Below are 17,893 nucleotides of genomic sequence, written 5' to 3'. Positions count from 1 at the left end.
GGTATTAGCTGGTCAAGGATGGCGATCATACCTCAGAAGCCGCGCCACGCCTCGCTCATATGAGGGGATGGTTAAGGGTTACTACCTTTGCCGCTGTAGAAATCAAGAACCAGCTATTAGGATCTCATAACATGATGATTTATATGGATAAGCTAATTGTTTGATGGCAATTTCTTCGAGGGCTTAATTGGGGAAGGGGTATATCAGTTAACCACTGAGTTTGCAGACCTACTCTCCTGATTTGATATAGTGGATTGTGTTGCGCTGTGCATTTTACTGAGATATCTCTCATGACTATCAAGCATAGACCTAGCAGATTCGGAGTGGGTTCATTGGCACTAAGTGGTAATTATGAGTCTATCTTTGTCGTTTATTTAGCCTTTTTTCAGAATGGCAGCCTGGCATAAGCGTGTTTCATCTATATCTGTGTTCTCTTTTGCGAACACAGACAACCACCACTGACTTAACTGCGAATAAAAAGCTTGAAGTAAATAAAAACTGTATGTTGTCGTGAATTGTCCATGCTATTCTAAAACTGTTATCTCTGTGACCGATTTTTTGTGAGGAAATAATGAACGAGTTTCTGAAGGTTCTGCTGAACATTCGTAGTCTGCGTGCGGCTATTCGTGAGCTGCCGTTTGAACAATTGCTGGAAGCGAAAGAGAAGTTTGATCTGGTTTATCAAGAGCGCGCGGATTCTGTTGAGCAGGAACGTGCGGAACAGGAAGAGCGTCAGCGCAAGCTGAGCGAATTCACCGAAATGCTGCAGCAGGCTGGTATTGATCCTCGTGAGCTGCTGGCTAGTGCCGCTGCTCCGGCTGCTGCGACTGGTGCTGCCAAGAGCAAGCGTGCTCCGCGTCCGGCTAAATACAAGTACGAAGAAGATGGTCAGGAAAAAACCTGGACCGGTCAAGGCCGTATGCCGAAAGCCATTGCTGCTCAGGTAGCGTTGGGCAAAGACCTGAACGATTTCCTGATCTGATTTTGTCAGTTTGGATATCCGATAATGCCGCCTCTGTGCGGCATTATTTTTGCCTGCTGCATATTCTCACTGGATTATTCAATCCGCTCACCACTATTTTTCGTCCCTCTTTGTAAACTGGTTCTCCGTAAACCTTATCTCTAGCATTTTATGAGCTGCGATAAATGCAGGTAGTGCGCGGCTCGATCCCGACAAGGGTTGTTTCCGTCATTCCGCACCTAATTTTGGCTTTTTCAAAGCTTGACGGCGATCGGCCATTCTGATCTATTACTCTCTTTTGCAGGTAGATCATCATGGCCGCTCCCGCTATCTCTATCCGTAACCTCGATCACCTTGGTTTGGTCGCCGCACTCTGCCAAGAACTGGGCATTGCCCGCATGATCGATGCCGTGCTCCCCAAAACGCCCCCTTTCAAGGTCTCACATGGTCAAGCGCTGGTCGCCATGATAGTGAACGGCCTCGGCTTTCACAGCAGCACCCTGCACATGTTCCCGCAATTTTTCGCTAACAAGCCGGTTGAGCGCCTGATCGGCCCCGGGATCTGTGCTGATGACCTCAATGATGATGTGCTCGGGCGCTGTCTCGATGCCCTCTTCGACGCCGATGTCAGCACCTTGTATCAGGTGATGGCGGCGCAAGTCGTCGAGCGGCTGGGGCTCAAAAGCACCGCTGTGCACCTCGATATCACCAGCTTCCACGTCGATGGCGCCTATGACCAGGCCGATGGCGAGCAGACCGGCAAGCTGCAATTGGTGCGGGGTTATAGTCGAGATCATCGGCCAGAGCTGAACCAGGTTATTCTGGAACTCATCTGTGAAAATCAGGCCGGGCTACCCATCTACATGCAGGCCCTCAGTGGCAACAGTAACGACACCAAAGCCTTTGCCCAGACTGTTCGTCGCCATTTGAGCAGCCTCAAGGCCGCGCAGGAGAGCCGTTATCTGGTCGGTGATGCAGCACTGTACTGCGCCGAGACCTTGCAATTGCTGGAGCAACAGCAGCAACTGTTTGTCACCCGGGTGCCTGTCACGTTGAATGAGGCCAAGCAGGCCGTGGCAACGATTGGCACCCAGTCGCTGGTTGCGCTGGGCAATGGTTATCATGGCTGTTGGCAATCCGCCCATTATGCCGGCGTCGCGCAGCGCTGGATGTTGGTGCGCAGCGAACAGGCCAGCCATCGCGAGCAGCAGACACTGGCAAAAAACCTGCTTAAAGAGAGCACCCGCGAGCTCAAAGCCTTCGCCAAATTGTGTGCCCGACGCTTTGCCTGTCAAGCGGATGCCCACGCTGAGTTGAGCCGTTTTACCGCCAGCTTGATGCTGCTGCAACTGGATGCCGAAGTGGTAGGTGAACCCGTTTATACAGGACGTGGCAGACCCAAGAGTGGCGAAGAGCCAATTGGCCATCAGTTTCAAATCACTGGGTTGGCGGCAACTAGTCTGGCTTGCGTTGAAGAGGCTCGCAACCAGACCGGGGTGTTCATCCTGGCAACCAATGACCACAGCGATACGCTGACTATGGCCGAACTGTTGGCCACCTATAAAGCACAGCAGAATGTCGAGCGAGGCTTTCGTTTTCTCAAGAGCCCGGAGTTTTTAACCTCCTCACTGTACCTGAAAAAGCCGGAGCGGATTGAAGCGTTGCTCATGGTGATGACCTGTAGCCTGATGATTTACGCAGCGTTGGAGCACCGGATCCGGCAGGGATTAGTGGAGCAGAATCGCAGTGTGGCGGATATGAAAAAGAAACCGACCCAGCAGCCGACGGCCCGTTGGATCTTTTTGCGCTTTGGTGGCATCCATGAATATCGACTGGGAGAAGCTCCGCCACAAGTAACGGAGCTAACAGGAGACCAGCAGATCATTTTGGAGGTATTGGGTGAGCGCTACCGACAAATTTATTCCTAAATCAGGTGCGGAATGTCGGTTGTTTACCTTGTATGTATTTGCTTCAAAATGATGGGAAGGGGGATATGACAACAGAAACACAAGTGCATCAAGCGTTATCTCTCATCCTGCATATTTCTAGACAAGGGAGAGCCTTGGAGTGGGGAAGTAAAAAGAAAGAAGAAAATGGGAGAAATCTACAAGGCCCCACCCGCTTTCACGAGGTGGGGCATGTTGATTATTGGGTCAGCTTATCGCTGCCGCCGATAGCACGATAGATTTTCGCTGTAGTGTTGAGCTGTTCCTTCTGCTGAGCCAGCAGGCTCTGCTCGGCATCCCACAGGCGGTTCTGCTCGTCGAGCCAGGCCTGAACTCCGGTAGCCCCAGCTTCAAAGCGCGTCTTGGCCAATCGCTCAGACTCTTTGGCATACCCGAGTTGTTCCTGCAGGTAGCTGAGCCGCTGTTGGCCGTAGCTTCGTGCTGCCAGATTGTCTTCCACCTCGACCAGCGCGGTATAGAGCTGCTTGCGAAACTCGCTTTCGGCAATCTGGTAATCAACTTGTGAACTCGCAATAGCAAGACGGGTGTGGTTGTACTCAAGGAAGGGGAGGGCAAGGGTTGCACCCAGAGAGCCGACCGGATTTTGCAGCACTTGCGCCAATTTATCCGATGCCGTGCTGGCACTGCCGGTCAGGGTGAGGCTCGGATAAAAACCGGTGCGGATCTCGTCCCCTCTGGCCAGGGTTTTGCGCAGCCGCAGCTCCGCCGCTGTCACATCGGGGCGACGGGCCAGCAGATCGGCGGGAATGCCGACAGCCAATTCAGGAATGGGCCGGGTTGTCAGCGAAGTCGGTGCATACTCCAGCTGTCCGTGGCTGCGGCCAAGCAGCAGGCGCAAGGCATTACGGGCCTGCTCCTGCTGTGCCTTGAGAGAGGCGAGCTCAGCCTGTTTGCCCGCTTGCTGCTGGCGGGCCTGTGCCAGATCGAGTCGAGTGATGGCTCCGGCCTTGTATTTGGCCTGGGTCAGCTGCTCGGTGCGGGCCAAGTTGGCCAGCTGTTGCTCGCTCAAGGTAATGGCCGAGGCGAGATAGCCAAGCTGCCAGTATTGCTCAAGGCTATTGCCGATAAGCATCAGACGTGTGCTGGCCAGATCCTGCTCGCTGGCGGCCGCTTCCCAGCTTGCCTGATCCCGCGCCGATGCCAGCTTGCCCCACAGATCCACTTCATAGCTCAGGCCAAGTGATGGCCCCATACTGCTGGTTGATTTACCGCTCTTCAGATCCTTGTTGCTACTCGCGCCCAGGCTGCCATTGACCGAGGGGGTGAGATTGGTATCGGCCTGATCAGCACCCAGCCGGGCGCTCTTGAGCTTGAGGGCGGCAATGCGCATGTCCGGGTTGGCGGCCAGCACCGCCTCGACCAGCTGGTTGAGCTGCGGGTCGTGAAAGGCTTGCCACCAGGGGCCTGCCTGGGTGGCAAGCTGTTCGCTGTTCGCCTGCTGCCAGACAGGAGCGATGGCGAGATCTTGCCGGTGATAGGTACTCTGCTGGCTGCAGCCACCAAGGGCGATACAGAGGGCCAGCCAGGATAATTTGTACATGTTATTCCCTCGCCAGCGCGACCACGGGGTCGAGTCTTGCCGCGTTGCGTGCTGGCAGATAACCAAACAGGATCCCGATGAGTGACGAGCAGCCAAACGCCATCAGGATAGAGAAGAGCGAGAACTGCATCTTGATGCTGTCGACCAGCAGGGAGAAGAGCATGCCGATCCCGAGGGAGAGGCCAACCCCGCAAATCCCGCCGAGCAGGCTCACCATCACCGCTTCAATCAGGAATTGCTGCAATATGTCGGACTGACGGGCACCTACCGCCATGCGGATGCCGATCTCGCGGGTTCGCTCCACCACCGACACCAGCATGATGTTCATTACCCCGACGCCGCCGACGATCAGCGAGATCAGCGCGATGGCCGAGACCATCAGGGTCATGGTGGCGGTCGTTTTCTCCACTGACTTGATGATGCTGTCGCTGCTGAAGGTGAAGAAGTCCTTCACGCCGTGGCGTTTGGTCAACAGCTCGATTACCGCCTGCTCCGCCAGTGCCGGCTGTATGCCATCCTTGACCCGGATGGTGAGCTGGCTGAAGTGATGCTGCGAAATCAGGCGGCTCATCACCGCACTGTAGGGGAGCCAGACATTGACCGACTGGCTGGAGGGGCCAAAACCTGTCTCCTGCGAGACAACCCCGATGATGCGCACCGGTAGCGTGCCGACCATCACCACCTTGCCAACGGGATCATCCTTGCCAAGTAGGCTGCCAATGCTCTTCTTGTCCACCACTGCGACGGCGGCACGTTGCTGGATATCTTGCCACTCGAGCAGGCGTCCACTCACCAGCGTCATCCCTTTCACCTTGAAGTAGTCGTTGCTCACCCCGGTCACGCTGCCACTGCTGGTCTTGTTGCGGTAACGCAGCTGGCCCGGGCTGGCAATCTCGGGGCTGGCGCCGGCCAGATAGGGTTGCCCCAGCAGGGCATCGAGATCCCCCTTGTTGAGGGTCTGGATACTCGCCATCTTCTCATCACCCCACCCCTTGCCCGGAAAGATCTCGATGGTGTTGGTACCCATCGCATTGATCTGGTCGATCACCTTGGTTCTCGCCCCTTGTCCCAGCGCGACCACGCTCACCACGGCGGCGATGCCTATGATGATCCCCAGCATGGTGAGGAAGGTGCGCATCCGGTGGGCCAGCATGGCGTGAACCGCCATACGCCCCGCTTCACGATAGCGATCCCAGTCATAACTGACTCCTTCGCCAGCGGCTGGCGGCATGTTGAGCACCGGCTGGTTGGCAGCGACCTTGCGCCCGCTATCTGCCTGCACCCGGCCATCTTTGAGGGTGATGATCCGGTCGGCGTGGCTGGCCACCTCCATGTCATGGGTCACCAGAATGATGGTGTGCCCCTGCTGATGGAGCTCTTTGAGGATCGCCATCACCTCCTTGCCGCTCTGGCTGTCCAGCGCGCCGGTTGGTTCGTCTGCCAGGATCACCTCGCCACCATTGGCCAGCGCCCGGGCAATACTGACCCGTTGCTGCTGGCCGCCGGAGAGTTGTCCCGGCGTATGGTGACTGCGCTCGGCGAGCCCGAGGCGACCGAGCAGCTGACGTGCCCGTGCTTGTCGGTCATGGCGACTGGTACCGGCATAGATGGCCGGGATCTCGACGTTGGCGGCCGCATCGAGATGGGGCAGCAGGTGATAGCGCTGGAAGATAAAGCCGAAGTGGTGGCAGCGCAGGCGGGCGAGCGCCAGCGCATCGAGCGTCGCGGTATCCTCTCCCCGGAACAGATACTGGCCACCGCTGGGGCGATCGAGGCAGCCCAGCAGGTTCATCAGGGTCGATTTGCCGGAGCCGGAGGCGCCAACGATAGCGATCATCTCTCCGGCTTCGATAACCAGATCGAGGGGATGGAGGACGGTCACCTCCTGCTCGCCGCTCTGGTAGCGCCGCTCGATCCCTTTTAGCTGGATCAGGGGCTCACTCATAGCATGACCGCCACATCATCCTGAGCGGCAGGTGCGCCGTGATTGAGCTGCACCTGCTCTTTTTCGTCCAGACCGCTCACGACTTCGATCCGGATTTCATCTTTCATGCCGGTCTTGATATGGCGGGTTTCGGTCGTCTCATCGTCCTTGATCACGGTGACTTCATACTCGTTGTCTCCCAGCGACTTGCCGAGGGCAGTTTGCGGCACAGTGAGTACCTGCTTGCGCTCACCGAGCACTATGGTCACCTGGGCCGTCATGGCGACCCGCAGGGTATGGTCTGGATTTGGCACATCGAACAGGGCGTAGTAGTAGACGGCTGCATTGCTGGTGGTGGTACCGGTTGCAGCCTGATCGTTGATGTTGGTAGGCGCTAACTCCACGGCGCGCAATTTCCCCTGATAGCGGGTGTCCGGATCGCCAATCAGGGTGAAGTAGACCGGCATCCCCGCCTTCACCTTGGTGACATCCGCTTCGGAGATCTGTGCCTTGACCGTCATGGTATCGAGGTCGGCCAGCTTGAGCACGGTTGGTACCGTCTGGCTCGCTGCCAGTGTCTGGCCCTGGCGGGTGACAATGGTAATCACGGTGCCATCCATCGGCGCCAGGATCTTGGTGTAGCCGAGCTCGGTCTTGGCCCGCTCCACCTTGATGATGGCGTTGTCGATGTTGGCCTGACTGCTTTGCAGATCAGCCCGGGTGACGGCCAGCTGCGCTTCGGCGCTCTCCAGATCGGCGCGCGAACTCGCCTCCTGCCTGAACATCTGTGACTGGCGCTGCCATGCCAGCTGATACTGCTTGAGCTGAGCCTGCTTGATCTTGAGCTGGGCGCGGTTGCTTGCCAGCTCGGCCTCGGCGGTTTTCAGGTTGTTCTGGGCGATGAGCGGATCAATCTCCGCCAACAAATCCCCCTTCTTGACCCGATCGCCTGCCTCGACCGCCAGCTTGGTGACCTGGCCGGAAACCTGAGCGCCGACATCAACCTGTTCAACGGCTTGCAGCACACCGCTGGCCAGCACGGTCTGGGCAATATCTTCCCGGGTAACCGGCGCTTTGAGGATCGCTTTGGGAGGATCGCTTGGCCATACCAGCCAGCCGATCAGTGCCAGCCCGAGCAGAGTGAAGATCGCCCGGGTTCTCAGCTTGGAGCTTATTTTCATTGAACACCTGAATGAAATCAGAACACGAAAGGGTTATAGGGCGACAATCGTGCAGCAAAGCCATGGTAAATAACAGCCGAAAATATGTAAGCAAAGTTATGGTGTTACCTGTCAATTGGGTGGCAAGTTGCGACTCGAGCGGTGGTGAAATAAAAAAGCCCCGCACAGAGGCGGGGCTTTTGCTGAGGCTTGGTGATAGGCGTGCTTAAGCCTTGGCCAGCAACGCCATCACCCAGGGCAGACCCTGCTTCTTGCGGCTCACAAAGCCCGGGTGGTAGCTGGACTCTGCCGGTACTTTGGCATGGCGGGTAAAGTAGATGCGGCTGGTGGCGGCGGTCAGGTCGGTCACCATCAGGGCGAAGAAGTCGAGCCCTTCGGCTTCAACACGGTGTGCCATCTCTTGCTGCAGAGTGTCGATCTGGTCGGCAAGCTGTTGTTCGCTGCCCACTTCAATCTGGCTCATGATGAAGTTCAGACCTTCGGCCTGGAATGCTTTCTCATCCTGCTGCAGCAACTGCGCAGGAGTGAGACCGCTCAGATCGGTTTTTGCCATCAGCAGCTGTTGACCAAACTCGGCCAGCGACACCTCGGCCAGCGGTGCAAGACGCTCGCAGGCGATCTTGTCCTGCTCGGTGGTGGTCGGCGAGGTGAGACAGAGGGTGTCGCTCATGATGGCACCCAGCATCAGGCGAGCCTGGCTGCGGGTCACGGTACCTTGTTGGCTCAGCAGATCAAAAGCGATAGTGCAGGTGCAGCCAACGGCACGGATCCAGGCATCCAGCGGAGACTGGGTGATCAGGGAGCCGAGGCGGTGGTGATCCACCAGACCCAGTACATTGGCCTGGGAGAGGGTGGTTGGGCCCTGCTCCAGATCACTGAAGTCGACCAGCCAGACATCTTCACCTGTCAGATCCTGAGTCAGCCGCTCGGGCTCGGCGACACCAGCCTGCTCCAGAATGAAGCGGGTTTCGGTACGCAGATCGCCGAGGCGCCATGGGGTGGCCTGACGGCCTTGTGCATTGAGCCAGTCAGCGATCACCAGAGCGCTGCAGATACTGTCACTGTCGGGATTCTTGTGGCCAAAAACGTGGATCATAGACAAAGCCTCACAATTGGATACCCATAAAGGGGGCAACACTATGCGAAATCCCTCTCGTCAAGGCAACCCGATCCCGGCAGATGTTGCTGCCTGCTTGGCCAAATCCACCATTTTATTGATCTGGGTCGGTGATCTCACCGCTCTGACAAATTGCCGGGATGTATTTGCCCTGCTGAAGCAGGATGCTTTTCCAGAGCCAGAGCCAGAGCCAGAGCCAGAGCCAGAGCCAGAGCCAGAGCCAGAGCCAGAGCCAGAGCCAGAGCCAGAGCCAGCCGGTGGTTATGTTGCCATCAGGCTGGCCAGGGAATTAATGGTGCAGCAGCTCGCGTGCGTTGGCCAGGGTAATGTCGGTGATCTGATCCCCTCCCAGCAGGCGAGCCAGTTCGTTGAGCCGGGCGCTCTGATCGAGCGCATCCATCCGGGTTTCGGTGGTCTTGCCGTCGGTGTGCTTGCTCACCACCATGTGCTGGTGGCCATTGCCCGCCACCTGCGGCAAGTGAGTGACCACCATCACCTGAGTCGACTCGCCAAGCTGACGAAGCAGGCGACCTACCACGGCGGCTGTCGGGCCGCTGATCCCCACATCCACTTCATCGAAAATCAGGGTCGGAGTGGAGACCTTGCGAGCGCTGATCACTACGATGGCAAGGCTGATACGCGACAGTTCACCGCCCGAAGCCACCTTGCCAAGCGGCTGGATGGGCTGACCCGGGTTGGTGGTGACCATAAATTCGACCCGATCTATTCCCAGCGGAGAGAGGCTGCTTTGGGCATCGGGGCGCACCTCGATGGCAAAGCGACCATCGGGCATCGCCAGTTCGTGCATGCTGCTGGTCACCTTGGCGCCCAGCTCTTGGGCGTAACGCTGACGGCTCTGGCTCAGGGCCTCGGCGGCTTGAACAAACGCCTGACGGGCCTCGGCCAGCTCATCTTCCATCCCCTCTAACCGCTCTTCGTCAGAGTTGAGGCGGGCGAGATCGGAGGCCAGCTCCTGATGGTACTGGGCCAGCTCTGCCGGTTTGACATGGTGCTTGCGGGCCAGATTGATCGCCTTGGAGAGGCGGGTTTCCAGCTCGTTGAAACGTTCGGGATCCAGCTCCAGCCGATCCAGATAGCTGCGCAGTTCGCTGTGGCTCTCCTGCACCCCAATCAGGGCTTCGTTGAGCATCTCCAGCACCGGAGTGAGTCGGCTGTCCATGCTGACCAGCCCCTCGGCCCGGTCGACGGCTGTCTGCAGCAGACCGGCGATGGTGGTCTCTTCGTTGTCGTAGAGCAGATCGAGGCAGAAGCCGCACTCCTGCATCAATTCGGTGCCGTTGGCCAGCCGTTGGTGCTCCTCCTCGATCTCCTCAAACTCGCCCGGCTGCAGGGCAAATTCGTCCAGCTCCTGCACCTGATACTCGATAAGCTGGCGACGGGCTTCCCGCTGCTGCTGCTCGGCCTTGAGCCGGTTAAGTTCGTTTTGCAGCTGGCGCCACTGCTGATAGTGCTGGCGCACCTCGTCGAGCAGCAGATGGTGGCCGGCGTAGCCGTCGAGCAGGGCGAGCTGGTAGTCGGGTTTGAGCAGCATCTGGTGGGCATGCTGACCGTGCACGTTGACCAGCAGCTGGCCCAGATTCTTTAGCTGGGTGAGGGGGACGGGCACGCCGTTGATATAGCTGCGCGAACGCCCTTCGGCAGAGATGACTCGCCGCACGATGCACTCACCCTCGTTCTCCAGCTCGTTGGTGGCGAGCCAGGCGCGGGCGGCCGGGTTGTTGTCGAGCAGGAAGCGGGCGCTGACCTCGCTTTTGTCGCTATCGGGGCGCACCATGCCGGCTTCGGCCCGCTCACCCAGACAGAGACCGAGAGCGTCGATGGCGATGGATTTACCGGCACCGGTTTCCCCTGTGATGCAGGTCATCCCCGGTTGCAGATCGAGTTCGAGAAACTTGACGATAGCGAAGTTGTTGACGGTCAGCTGGGTCAGCATGGTCTCATCCTGTATAGGTCAACATTACTGTGTATGCATCCAGTATATACTGGTCTTATATACAGTAAAGAGGGCCCTGCTATTTTTAACAAAGGAAAGCCGCGCCAGTGCGGTATAGCTATGAGAATGCGGTGCTGACTATTGGCGCGAGGTACTGATATGAGAGTGCAGGGGACGTTGCCACAAAAGAAAAGAGAAGGGCGCCAATTCAGGCGCCCTCTGTGGCAATGCCGTTGTCGGTCAGCGCCGATTAAAACAGCTTGCTGCCCCAGCCGAGCTTGTTGCGCAGTACGTGGAAGTAGCTGTAGTCGAGGGGATGAACCAGATGGAGCTGGTGGTGGCTCTTCTTGATGAGGATCTCGTCCCCCGGGTGGACAGCAAGCGTCACCTGACCGTCACAACTCACCTGCATGGCATCGTCCTGATTGTCCGGCGAGACCAGCAGCCGCACTTCGCTGTCGGCATCGAGCACGATTGGGCGACTGCTCAGGGTATGTGGGAACATGGGCACCAGCGTGATGGCGTTGAGCTTGGGGGTGAGGATGGCCCCACCTGCCGACAGGGAGTAGGCAGTTGAGCCGGTCGGTGTGGCGACAATGATGCCATCCGAGCGCTGGCTATACATAAAGCTGCCATCGATATAGACCTCGAACTCGATCATGTGGGCGATCTTGCCCGGGTGCAGCACCGCTTCGTTGACCGCCAGATTGCTCGACTTGCGCTCGCCGTGGCGATAGACCGAGGCTTCCAGCAGGAAGCGGTGTTCGCTCTTGTAGTGACCGGAGAGCACCTGCTCCAGCGGCAGCAGGTAATCCTGCGGCGAGAGATCGGTCAGAAAGCCAAGGTTGCCCCGGTTAACCCCGATCACCGCCACATCGAAGCGCGACAGCACCCGCGCCGCCCCCAGCATGTTGCCGTCACCGCCGACCACGATGGCCAGATCGGCCTGTTGGCCTAGCTGGACCAGATCCATGACGTTTTCATCGAGGATGCTCAGGGTCTGGGCAACCCGGCTCTCCACCAGTACCCGGAAACCGCGTGAGGTCAGGTATTGATGCAGGCCGGTCAGCGTCTGGTTGGCCCCTTCATGGTGAGGCTTGCCAATCAGGGCGATGGTTTTGAACGGAGAATCCATAGTCTGTCGGGTCTGGGTGAGTATTGGGGGCAGTATACAGCGGTTTGTCACGCTTGTGACGTCCTCCCGCGCGCTTCCCTCGCTGAGGGGGGAGGGCTATCTCCTTGACGCTGCTGGTTAAAAGCTGAGCTGGATTGCCAGAGATGCAGCAAGGAAAGTGCCAATAGTCCTGTTTGAGTGACCCGGATTGGCCTTTTTCCCCTTGAAAGACAGGGATCCATCCCCATAATAGCGCCAACATAGTCGGTCTGATGTCACTGGTCGCTCAGCCAGACGTCAAGGCCCTCGTAAGTAACCCCGGAATCTGGAGATGTCATGAACCACGAAGAGCAAAAGGTTGAAGCGATGGAGCAAGTGGAAGCCCAGCCAGTCGAGCCGACCGATGTAGACAGTGAAGTGACAGCCGAGCAGGCCCGTATCGCCGAACTGGAAGAGCAGCTGGAGACCGCCATCCAGAAGGCGGCGGAAGAGCGCGAACGCGCCCTGCGTACCGCTGCCGAGATGGAGAATCTGCGTCGTCGTACCGAGCTGGACGTGGAGAAGGCGCACAAGTTCGCGCTGGAGAAGTTCGCCGCCGAACTGCTGCCGGTGCTGGACAACCTGGAGCGCGCCATCGAGCTCGCCGACAAGGAGAACGACGCCCTCAAGCCGATGGTGGAAGGTGTCGAGCTGACCCTCAAATCCATGCAGAGCGGTGTGGCCAAGTTCGGTCTGGTTGCGCTGGATCCGACCAACCAGCCGTTTGACCCGAATGCCCATCAGGCGATGAGCATGGTGCCGAGTGCCGACGTGGCGCCGAACACCGTGATTGCCGTGATGCAGAAAGGCTATGAGCTGAACGGTCGCGTGATCCGTCCGGCCATGGTCATGGTATCCAAGGCCGCCGACTGAGTCGGCACTTGATGCCCAGGCCCGCCGCTTGGCGGGCTTTTTGTTTATCTGTCTGGTCTGTCATGGACTGATCACGACAAAAGGTGGGGTTTTTGCGGGGCAGGGCTTGAAGTGGCCGCTTGCGACCCCATATAGGATGCAAGGCCACGGCGGCACAAAAATTTTGATGCCGGGAGCTTGAAAGCCAGATTGGCAGGCCCCACCTAGCCGTTAACGCATTAAGGCGAGTTCCTCGCCAGTTTATTCAAAGTATTTGGAGATTTCTCAAATGGGTAAAATCATCGGTATTGACCTGGGTACTACCAACTCCTGCGTTGCCATTCTGGACGGCGACACTGCTCGCGTGATCGAGAACGCAGAAGGCGATCGTACTACTCCGTCCATCATTGCCTATGCCGATGATGGCGAGATCCTGGTTGGTCAGCCGGCCAAGCGTCAGGCCATCACCAACCCGAAAAACACCCTGTTCGCCATCAAGCGTCTGATCGGCCGTCGTTTTGAAGATGACGAAGTACAGCGTGACCTGAAGATCATGCCGTACGCCATCGCCAAGGCCGACAACGGTGACGCCTGGGTTGAGGTGAAGGGCAAGAAAATGGCACCGCCGCAGATCTCTGCCGAAGTGCTGAAAAAGATGAAAAAGACCGCCGAAGACTACCTGGGCGAGCCGGTAACCGAAGCAGTTATCACTGTTCCGGCCTACTTCAACGACGCCCAGCGTCAGGCTACCAAGGATGCCGGTCGCATCGCCGGTCTGGATGTTAAGCGCATCATCAACGAACCGACCGCAGCTGCTTTCGCCTACGGCGTAAACAAGGTCAAGGGCGAGCGCAAGGTTGCCGTATATGACCTGGGTGGCGGTACTTTCGATATCTCCATCATCGAGATCGACGAAGTTGAAGGCGAAACCACCTTCGAAGTACTGGCGACCAACGGTAACACCCACCTGGGTGGTGAAGACTTCGACAACCGCGTCATCAACTATCTGGTAGACGAGTTCAAGCGTGAGCAGGGCATCGACCTGCGTAACGACCAGCTGGCTCTGCAGCGTCTGAAAGATGCCGCCGAGAAAGCCAAGATCGAGCTCTCTTCTGCCCAGCAGACTGACGTCAACCTGCCGTACATCACTGCAGATGCCACCGGTCCGAAGCACATGAACATCAAGGTGACCCGCGCCAAGCTGGAATCCCTGGTAGAAGACATGGTGAAGGACTCTCTGGAGCCGGTTCGTGTCGCCCTGAAAGACTCCGGTCTGGCAGTTGGCGAGATCGACGACGTGATCCTGGTTGGTGGTCAGACCCGTATGCCGCTGGTTCAGAAGACCGTTGCCGAGTTCTTTGGCAAAGAGCCGCGTAAAGACGTCAACCCGGACGAAGCCGTGGCCATGGGTGCTGCCATCCAGGGTGCCGTACTGTCCGGTGACAAGACCGACGTACTGCTGCTGGACGTCACCCCGCTCTCCCTGGGTATCGAAACCATGGGTAGCGTGATGACTGCGCTGATCGAGAAGAACACCACCATCCCGACCAAGAAGTCCCAGGTGTTCTCCACAGCCGAAGACAACCAGTCTGCCGTGACCATTCACGTGCTGCAGGGTGAGCGCAAGCGCGCCAGCGACAACAAGTCTCTGGGCCAGTTCAACCTGGAAGGCATCCGTCCGGCACCGCGCGGTCTGCCGCAGATCGAAGTGACCTTCGACATCGATGCCAACGGTATCCTGCACGTCTCTGCGAAAGACAAAGAGACCAACAAAGAGCAGAAGATCACTATCCAGGCTTCCTCTGGTCTGTCTGATGACGAGATCGAGCGCATGGTACGCGAAGCCGAAGCCAACGCGGCCGAGGACAAAAAGTTCGAAGAGCTGGTGCATGCCCGCAACCAGGCTGATGGTCTGGTCCACTCCGTCCGCAAGCAGATCACCGAAGCCGGTGAAGCCCTGCCTGCCGACGAGAAGAGCAAGATCGAAGCCGCGGTGAGCGAGCTGGAAGCGGCCCTCAAGGGTGACGACAAGGCTGCCATCGAAGCCAAACAGCAGGCTCTGCTGGAAGCGTCCCAGAAGCTGATGGAAATTGCCCAGCAGCAGGCTCAGGCCCAGGGCGCAGCCGGTGCTGATGCCGGTCAGTCCTCCTCTTCTGCCAAGGCTGACGACGACGTGGTCGACGCCGAGTTCGAAGAAGTGAAAGACGACAAGAAGTAAGCCCTACCCAGATGGGCGAAGTCCGCTTCGCCCATCGGCTTGGTCAATGAATTCACGGGCGTTGGGTAACCAACGCCCGTCTGCGTAACCACAGGATGAGTATGTCGAAGCGCGATTTCTACGAAGTACTGGGTGTGGCGAAAGATGCCGACGATCGCGAGATCAAGAAGGCGTACAAGCGCCTGGCCATGAAGTATCACCCGGACCGTAACCAGGGTGATGCCGCATCCGAAGAGAAGTTCAAAGAGGTCAAGGAAGCCTACGAGGTCCTGACCGATGCCAACCTGCGTGCCCGATACGACCAGTACGGCCATGCCGGTGTTGACCCGAGCCAGGGTGGCGGTGGCCACGGCGGCTTTGGCGGCAATGCCGACTTCGCCGACATGTTTGGTGACGTATTCGGTGACATCTTCGGCGGTGGCCGTGGTGGTGCCCGTCGTGGCCCGGCCCGTGGCTCCGACCTGCGTTACACCATGGAGCTGACGCTGGAAGAGGCGGTACGCGGGGTCTCCAAGGAGATCAAGGTGCCGACCCTGGTTCACTGCGAAGTCTGTAACGGCTCCGGTGCCCACACCGGCAGCAGTGCCCAGACCTGCCCGACCTGCCACGGCTCCGGCCAGGTGCAGATGCGTCAGGGCTTCTTCGCGGTGCAGCAGGCGTGCCCGCACTGTCACGGTCGCGGCAAGATCATCAAGGATCCGTGCCGCAAGTGCCACGGTGAAGGTCGCTACCAGCGCACCAAGACCCTGTCGGTGAAAATTCCGGCGGGCGTCGATACCGGCGATCGCATCCGTCTCTCCGGCGAAGGGGAAGCGGGGGAAGCAGGGGCACCGGCAGGGGATCTCTACGTACAGGTACACGTCAAAGAGCACGAGATCTTCGTGCGTGATGGCAACAACCTCTACTGCGAAGTGCCCATCAGCTTCACCGCTGCTGCCCTCGGTGGCGAGATTGAAGTGCCGACCCTGGATGGCCGCGTCAAGCTCAAGGTCACTCCGGAGACCCAGACCGGCAAGATGTTCCGCATGCGCGGCAAGGGCGTGAAGTCAGTGCGCTCCGGCCAGGTAGGGGATCTGATGTGCAAGGTGGTGATCGAGACTCCGGTCAACCTCACCGAGCAGCAGAAAGAGCTGTTGCGCCAGCTGGACGAGTCGTTCAGCGGTGCCGCTGCCAAGACCCACAAGCCGAAATCGGAAGGCTTCTTCGAAGGGGTGAAACGCTTCTTCGACGATCTGACCAGCTGATTTCAGCGACCCGAATAAACAGAGCCGGCCTTGTGCCGGCTCTTTTTTTGCCCGCCGTTTAGCCAGGATCCGCCTTATTGAGTGGATCCTGATGAGGGATCCTCCTCACAACTCCCGCCAATTCCTGCTGTACAAATGTTATCCCGCTCACACTGTTGCTGAAACGGTTTAGTTGTCATATTGAGTTAGCTAAAGCGGTTTAGCTATGCTCTGGCTGTCGATAACAACAGCGCCCGTTCGGGCTACAGATGACAGGTGAGGAAGATGATGATGTTCAAGAGCAAGTTGGCGCTGGCGGTAGCGCTGGGATTGGGGATGAGCAGCCCGCTATGGGCGGCGCAGGCGAGTGTCGCAGGTGAGAGTGTCGAGGCCAGACTGGCGGCGCTGGAGGCGCGGGTACAGGCGGCCGAAGCGAGAGCCGAGGCGGCAGAGAGCCGTGCCAGTCAGGCGGAAGTGAAGGCGAGCGCCGCCAGCGAGCAGGCGCAGGTGGCCAACAACCGCAGCCAGAAGGTGGATGAGAAGACCGCTGGTGCCCAGGGTTTCGAGTTTCACGGCTATGCCCGCTCGGGCCTGTTGGTCAACAGCAATGGCAACGGCGGCCGCGGCGGCCCCTACCTCACGCCAGCCGGTTCGGTGGGCGGAGCTGTCGGTCGCCTTGGCAACGAGGATGACACCTACATGGAAGCCAACTTGCTGAAAACCCAGACCTTCGAGGATGGCAGCTGGGCCCGCTACAAGCTGATGCTGGCAGACGGGGTGGAGACCAGCAACGACTGGACCGCCAGCGATTCGAGCCTCAATACCCGTCAGGTGTTTGCCGAGATCGGCAATCTGGCGAGCTTCGACGGCCCCTTCAAGAATGCGGTGCTGTGGGCGGGCAAGCGCTTTGACCGCGACAACTTCGACATCCATTGGCTCGATTCTGACGTGGTGTTCCTGGCCGGTACCGGCGGCGGCGTCTACGACGTGCAGCTGGCCGACAGCTGGAAGGCCAACTTCTCTCTTTATGGCCGGGATTACGGCGACATCAGCGCCAGCGGTCTCTCCGATATCGAGAGCTACATCCTCACCATGAACAACCGCGTCGGCAACTGGCAGTGGATGGTGAACGGTCTCTCGGCCAAGGACAATGACGCCCGCATCAATGACAAGGGAGCAGGCAGCGAGGCGGCGGACAAGGGGGCCCACACCCTGCTGGCCTACCACGGCGAGAGCTTCTTTGGCATCAACCCCGGTTTTGCCAAGGCGGCGGTGCTGTACGGTCATGGTCTGGGTGCCGAGCTCAAGGGGCTGGGCTCTGACAGCGAGCTGCTGCCGGATGCCGATGCAGTGCGGGTCGCCGTGTTTGGCGCCACCGATCTTGGGCCCCGCTGGCGTTTTGCCCCGGCCCTGCTGGCCGAGCAGAGTCAGGATCGCTACGTGAAAGGGGACGAGTACCGCTGGCTCACCTTCAATACCCGAGTGGCGCAGGTGCTGAGCCAGAACGTCGAGCTGGTCTACGAGGCGGCCTGGCAGTACATGGATCTCGACCCCAAGGGTTACAAGGGTCGCCAGGCGGTGAACGGCAACTTCACCAAGCTCACCTTCGCCCCCACCTTCAAGGCGCAGACCGCCGGCTTCTTCGAGCGGCCCGAGCTGCGGGTGTTCGCCACCTGGATGGACTGGTCCTCCGAGCTCGACAACTATGCCAGCGACGATGCCATGGGCCAGAGCAACTTCACCGCCGGTGGCGAGTGGAACTTTGGCGTACAGATGGAAACCTGGTTCTAGTTCGTTATCCCG

The 17,893-nt window shown here is 58.6% G+C and carries 13 protein-coding genes; 7 read left to right on the top strand and 6 right to left on the bottom strand.

All coding sequences use genetic code 11. The features are described from left to right. Positions 1-571 precede the first annotated feature (571 nt). Both OKC40_RS12870 and OKC40_RS12865 read left to right on the top strand, forming a co-directional pair. The gene (locus OKC40_RS12870; protein ID WP_104015297.1) at positions 572-982 is read left to right on the top strand and encodes an H-NS family histone-like protein; all 411 of its coding nucleotides are present in this window, start codon (positions 572-574) and stop codon (positions 980-982) included. A gap of 293 nt (positions 983-1,275) precedes the next feature. Further along, entirely contained in the window at positions 1,276-2,889 is a 1,614-nt protein-coding gene (locus tag OKC40_RS12865) for an IS1634 family transposase (RefSeq protein ID WP_270795433.1), read from the top strand. Positions 2,890-3,106: 217 nt separating this feature from the next. On the opposite strand, the gene OKC40_RS12860 is transcribed toward OKC40_RS12865, so the two are convergent. The 4 genes from OKC40_RS12860 to OKC40_RS12845 all read right to left on the bottom strand — a co-directional run bounded on the left by OKC40_RS12860 (position 3,107) and on the right by OKC40_RS12845 (position 8,669). Beyond that, positions 3,107-4,468, bottom strand: a complete 1,362-nt coding sequence (locus OKC40_RS12860; protein ID WP_270795432.1) for an efflux transporter outer membrane subunit — start codon at positions 4,466-4,468, stop codon at positions 3,107-3,109. A gap of 1 nt (position 4,469) precedes the next feature. Beyond that, a complete protein-coding gene (locus OKC40_RS12855; RefSeq protein ID WP_270795431.1) occupies positions 4,470-6,413 on the bottom strand; it encodes a MacB family efflux pump subunit in 1,944 nt (647 codons plus the stop codon). Further along, positions 6,410-7,573, bottom strand: a complete 1,164-nt coding sequence (gene macA / locus OKC40_RS12850) for a macrolide transporter subunit MacA (protein ID WP_042032483.1) — start codon at positions 7,571-7,573, stop codon at positions 6,410-6,412. Before macA ends, OKC40_RS12855 begins: the two co-directional genes overlap by 4 nt. A 205-nt stretch (positions 7,574-7,778) precedes the next feature. After that, a complete protein-coding gene (locus tag OKC40_RS12845) occupies positions 7,779-8,669 on the bottom strand; it encodes a manganese-dependent inorganic pyrophosphatase (RefSeq protein ID WP_270795430.1) in 891 nt (296 codons plus the stop codon). A gap of 185 nt (positions 8,670-8,854) precedes the next feature. On the opposite strand from OKC40_RS12845, the gene OKC40_RS12840 reads away from it, so the two are divergent. Then, positions 8,855-8,983: a hypothetical protein gene (locus tag OKC40_RS12840; protein WP_270795429.1), complete on the top strand. Its 129-nt coding sequence runs from the start codon at positions 8,855-8,857 to the stop codon at positions 8,981-8,983. Here OKC40_RS12840 and recN read toward each other — a convergent pair. Together recN and nadK are read right to left on the bottom strand one after the other, a co-directional pair. After that, positions 8,980-10,644: a DNA repair protein RecN gene (gene recN / locus OKC40_RS12835; protein WP_270795428.1), complete on the bottom strand. Its 1,665-nt coding sequence runs from the start codon at positions 10,642-10,644 to the stop codon at positions 8,980-8,982. The two genes, OKC40_RS12840 and recN, sit on opposite strands and share 4 nt — an antisense overlap. 250 nt (positions 10,645-10,894) lie before the next feature. Next, entirely contained in the window at positions 10,895-11,779 is an 885-nt protein-coding gene (nadK, locus tag OKC40_RS12830) for an NAD(+) kinase (RefSeq protein ID WP_041208339.1), read from the bottom strand. 315 nt (positions 11,780-12,094) lie between these two features. Between nadK and grpE the strand changes: the two genes are divergently transcribed. The 4 genes from grpE to OKC40_RS12810 all read left to right on the top strand — a co-directional run bounded on the left by grpE (position 12,095) and on the right by OKC40_RS12810 (position 17,881). After that, complete coding sequence (gene grpE, locus OKC40_RS12825) at positions 12,095-12,670, top strand: nucleotide exchange factor GrpE (protein WP_033113489.1); 576 nt, start codon at positions 12,095-12,097, stop codon at positions 12,668-12,670. 268 nt (positions 12,671-12,938) lie between these two features. Continuing rightward, complete coding sequence (gene dnaK, locus OKC40_RS12820) at positions 12,939-14,867, top strand: molecular chaperone DnaK (RefSeq protein ID WP_270795425.1); 1,929 nt, start codon at positions 12,939-12,941, stop codon at positions 14,865-14,867. 101 nt (positions 14,868-14,968) lie between these two features. After that, positions 14,969-16,111 carry a molecular chaperone DnaJ gene (gene dnaJ, locus OKC40_RS12815; RefSeq protein ID WP_033136595.1) on the top strand — a complete coding sequence of 381 codons (1,143 nt, stop codon included), beginning with the start codon at positions 14,969-14,971 and terminating at the stop codon, positions 16,109-16,111. Between the two features lie 264 nt (positions 16,112-16,375). Beyond that, the gene (locus OKC40_RS12810) at positions 16,376-17,881 is read left to right on the top strand and encodes a carbohydrate porin (protein WP_270795423.1); all 1,506 of its coding nucleotides are present in this window, start codon (positions 16,376-16,378) and stop codon (positions 17,879-17,881) included. Positions 17,882-17,893 lie beyond the last annotated feature (12 nt).

Origin of the sequence: Aeromonas sp. QDB11 (genome assembly GCF_027705265.1) — a bacterium.
In the GTDB taxonomy this organism is placed as follows: Bacteria; Pseudomonadota; Gammaproteobacteria; order Enterobacterales; family Aeromonadaceae; genus Aeromonas; species Aeromonas allosaccharophila.
Note: the sequence above shows the minus strand (reverse complement) of the source record. Positions and strands in the feature narration are given on the sequence as shown.

Coding starts and splice junctions, on each gene's coding strand:
- OKC40_RS12870 (WP_104015297.1), top strand. CDS start 572: ATGAACGAGTTTCTGAAGGTTCTGCTGAACATTCGTAGTCTGCGTGCG.
- OKC40_RS12865 (WP_270795433.1), top strand. CDS start 1,276: ATGGCCGCTCCCGCTATCTCTATCCGTAACCTCGATCACCTTGGTTTG.
- OKC40_RS12860 (WP_270795432.1), bottom strand. CDS start 4,468: ATGTACAAATTATCCTGGCTGGCCCTCTGTATCGCCCTTGGTGGCTGC.
- OKC40_RS12855 (WP_270795431.1), bottom strand. CDS start 6,413: ATGAGTGAGCCCCTGATCCAGCTAAAAGGGATCGAGCGGCGCTACCAG.
- macA (WP_042032483.1), bottom strand. CDS start 7,573: ATGAAAATAAGCTCCAAGCTGAGAACCCGGGCGATCTTCACTCTGCTC.
- OKC40_RS12845 (WP_270795430.1), bottom strand. CDS start 8,669: ATGATCCACGTTTTTGGCCACAAGAATCCCGACAGTGACAGTATCTGC.
- OKC40_RS12840 (WP_270795429.1), top strand. CDS start 8,855: ATGCTTTTCCAGAGCCAGAGCCAGAGCCAGAGCCAGAGCCAGAGCCAG.
- recN (WP_270795428.1), bottom strand. CDS start 10,644: ATGCTGACCCAGCTGACCGTCAACAACTTCGCTATCGTCAAGTTTCTC.
- nadK (WP_041208339.1), bottom strand. CDS start 11,779: ATGGATTCTCCGTTCAAAACCATCGCCCTGATTGGCAAGCCTCACCAT.
- grpE (WP_033113489.1), top strand. CDS start 12,095: ATGAACCACGAAGAGCAAAAGGTTGAAGCGATGGAGCAAGTGGAAGCC.
- dnaK (WP_270795425.1), top strand. CDS start 12,939: ATGGGTAAAATCATCGGTATTGACCTGGGTACTACCAACTCCTGCGTT.
- dnaJ (WP_033136595.1), top strand. CDS start 14,969: ATGTCGAAGCGCGATTTCTACGAAGTACTGGGTGTGGCGAAAGATGCC.
- OKC40_RS12810 (WP_270795423.1), top strand. CDS start 16,376: ATGATGATGTTCAAGAGCAAGTTGGCGCTGGCGGTAGCGCTGGGATTG.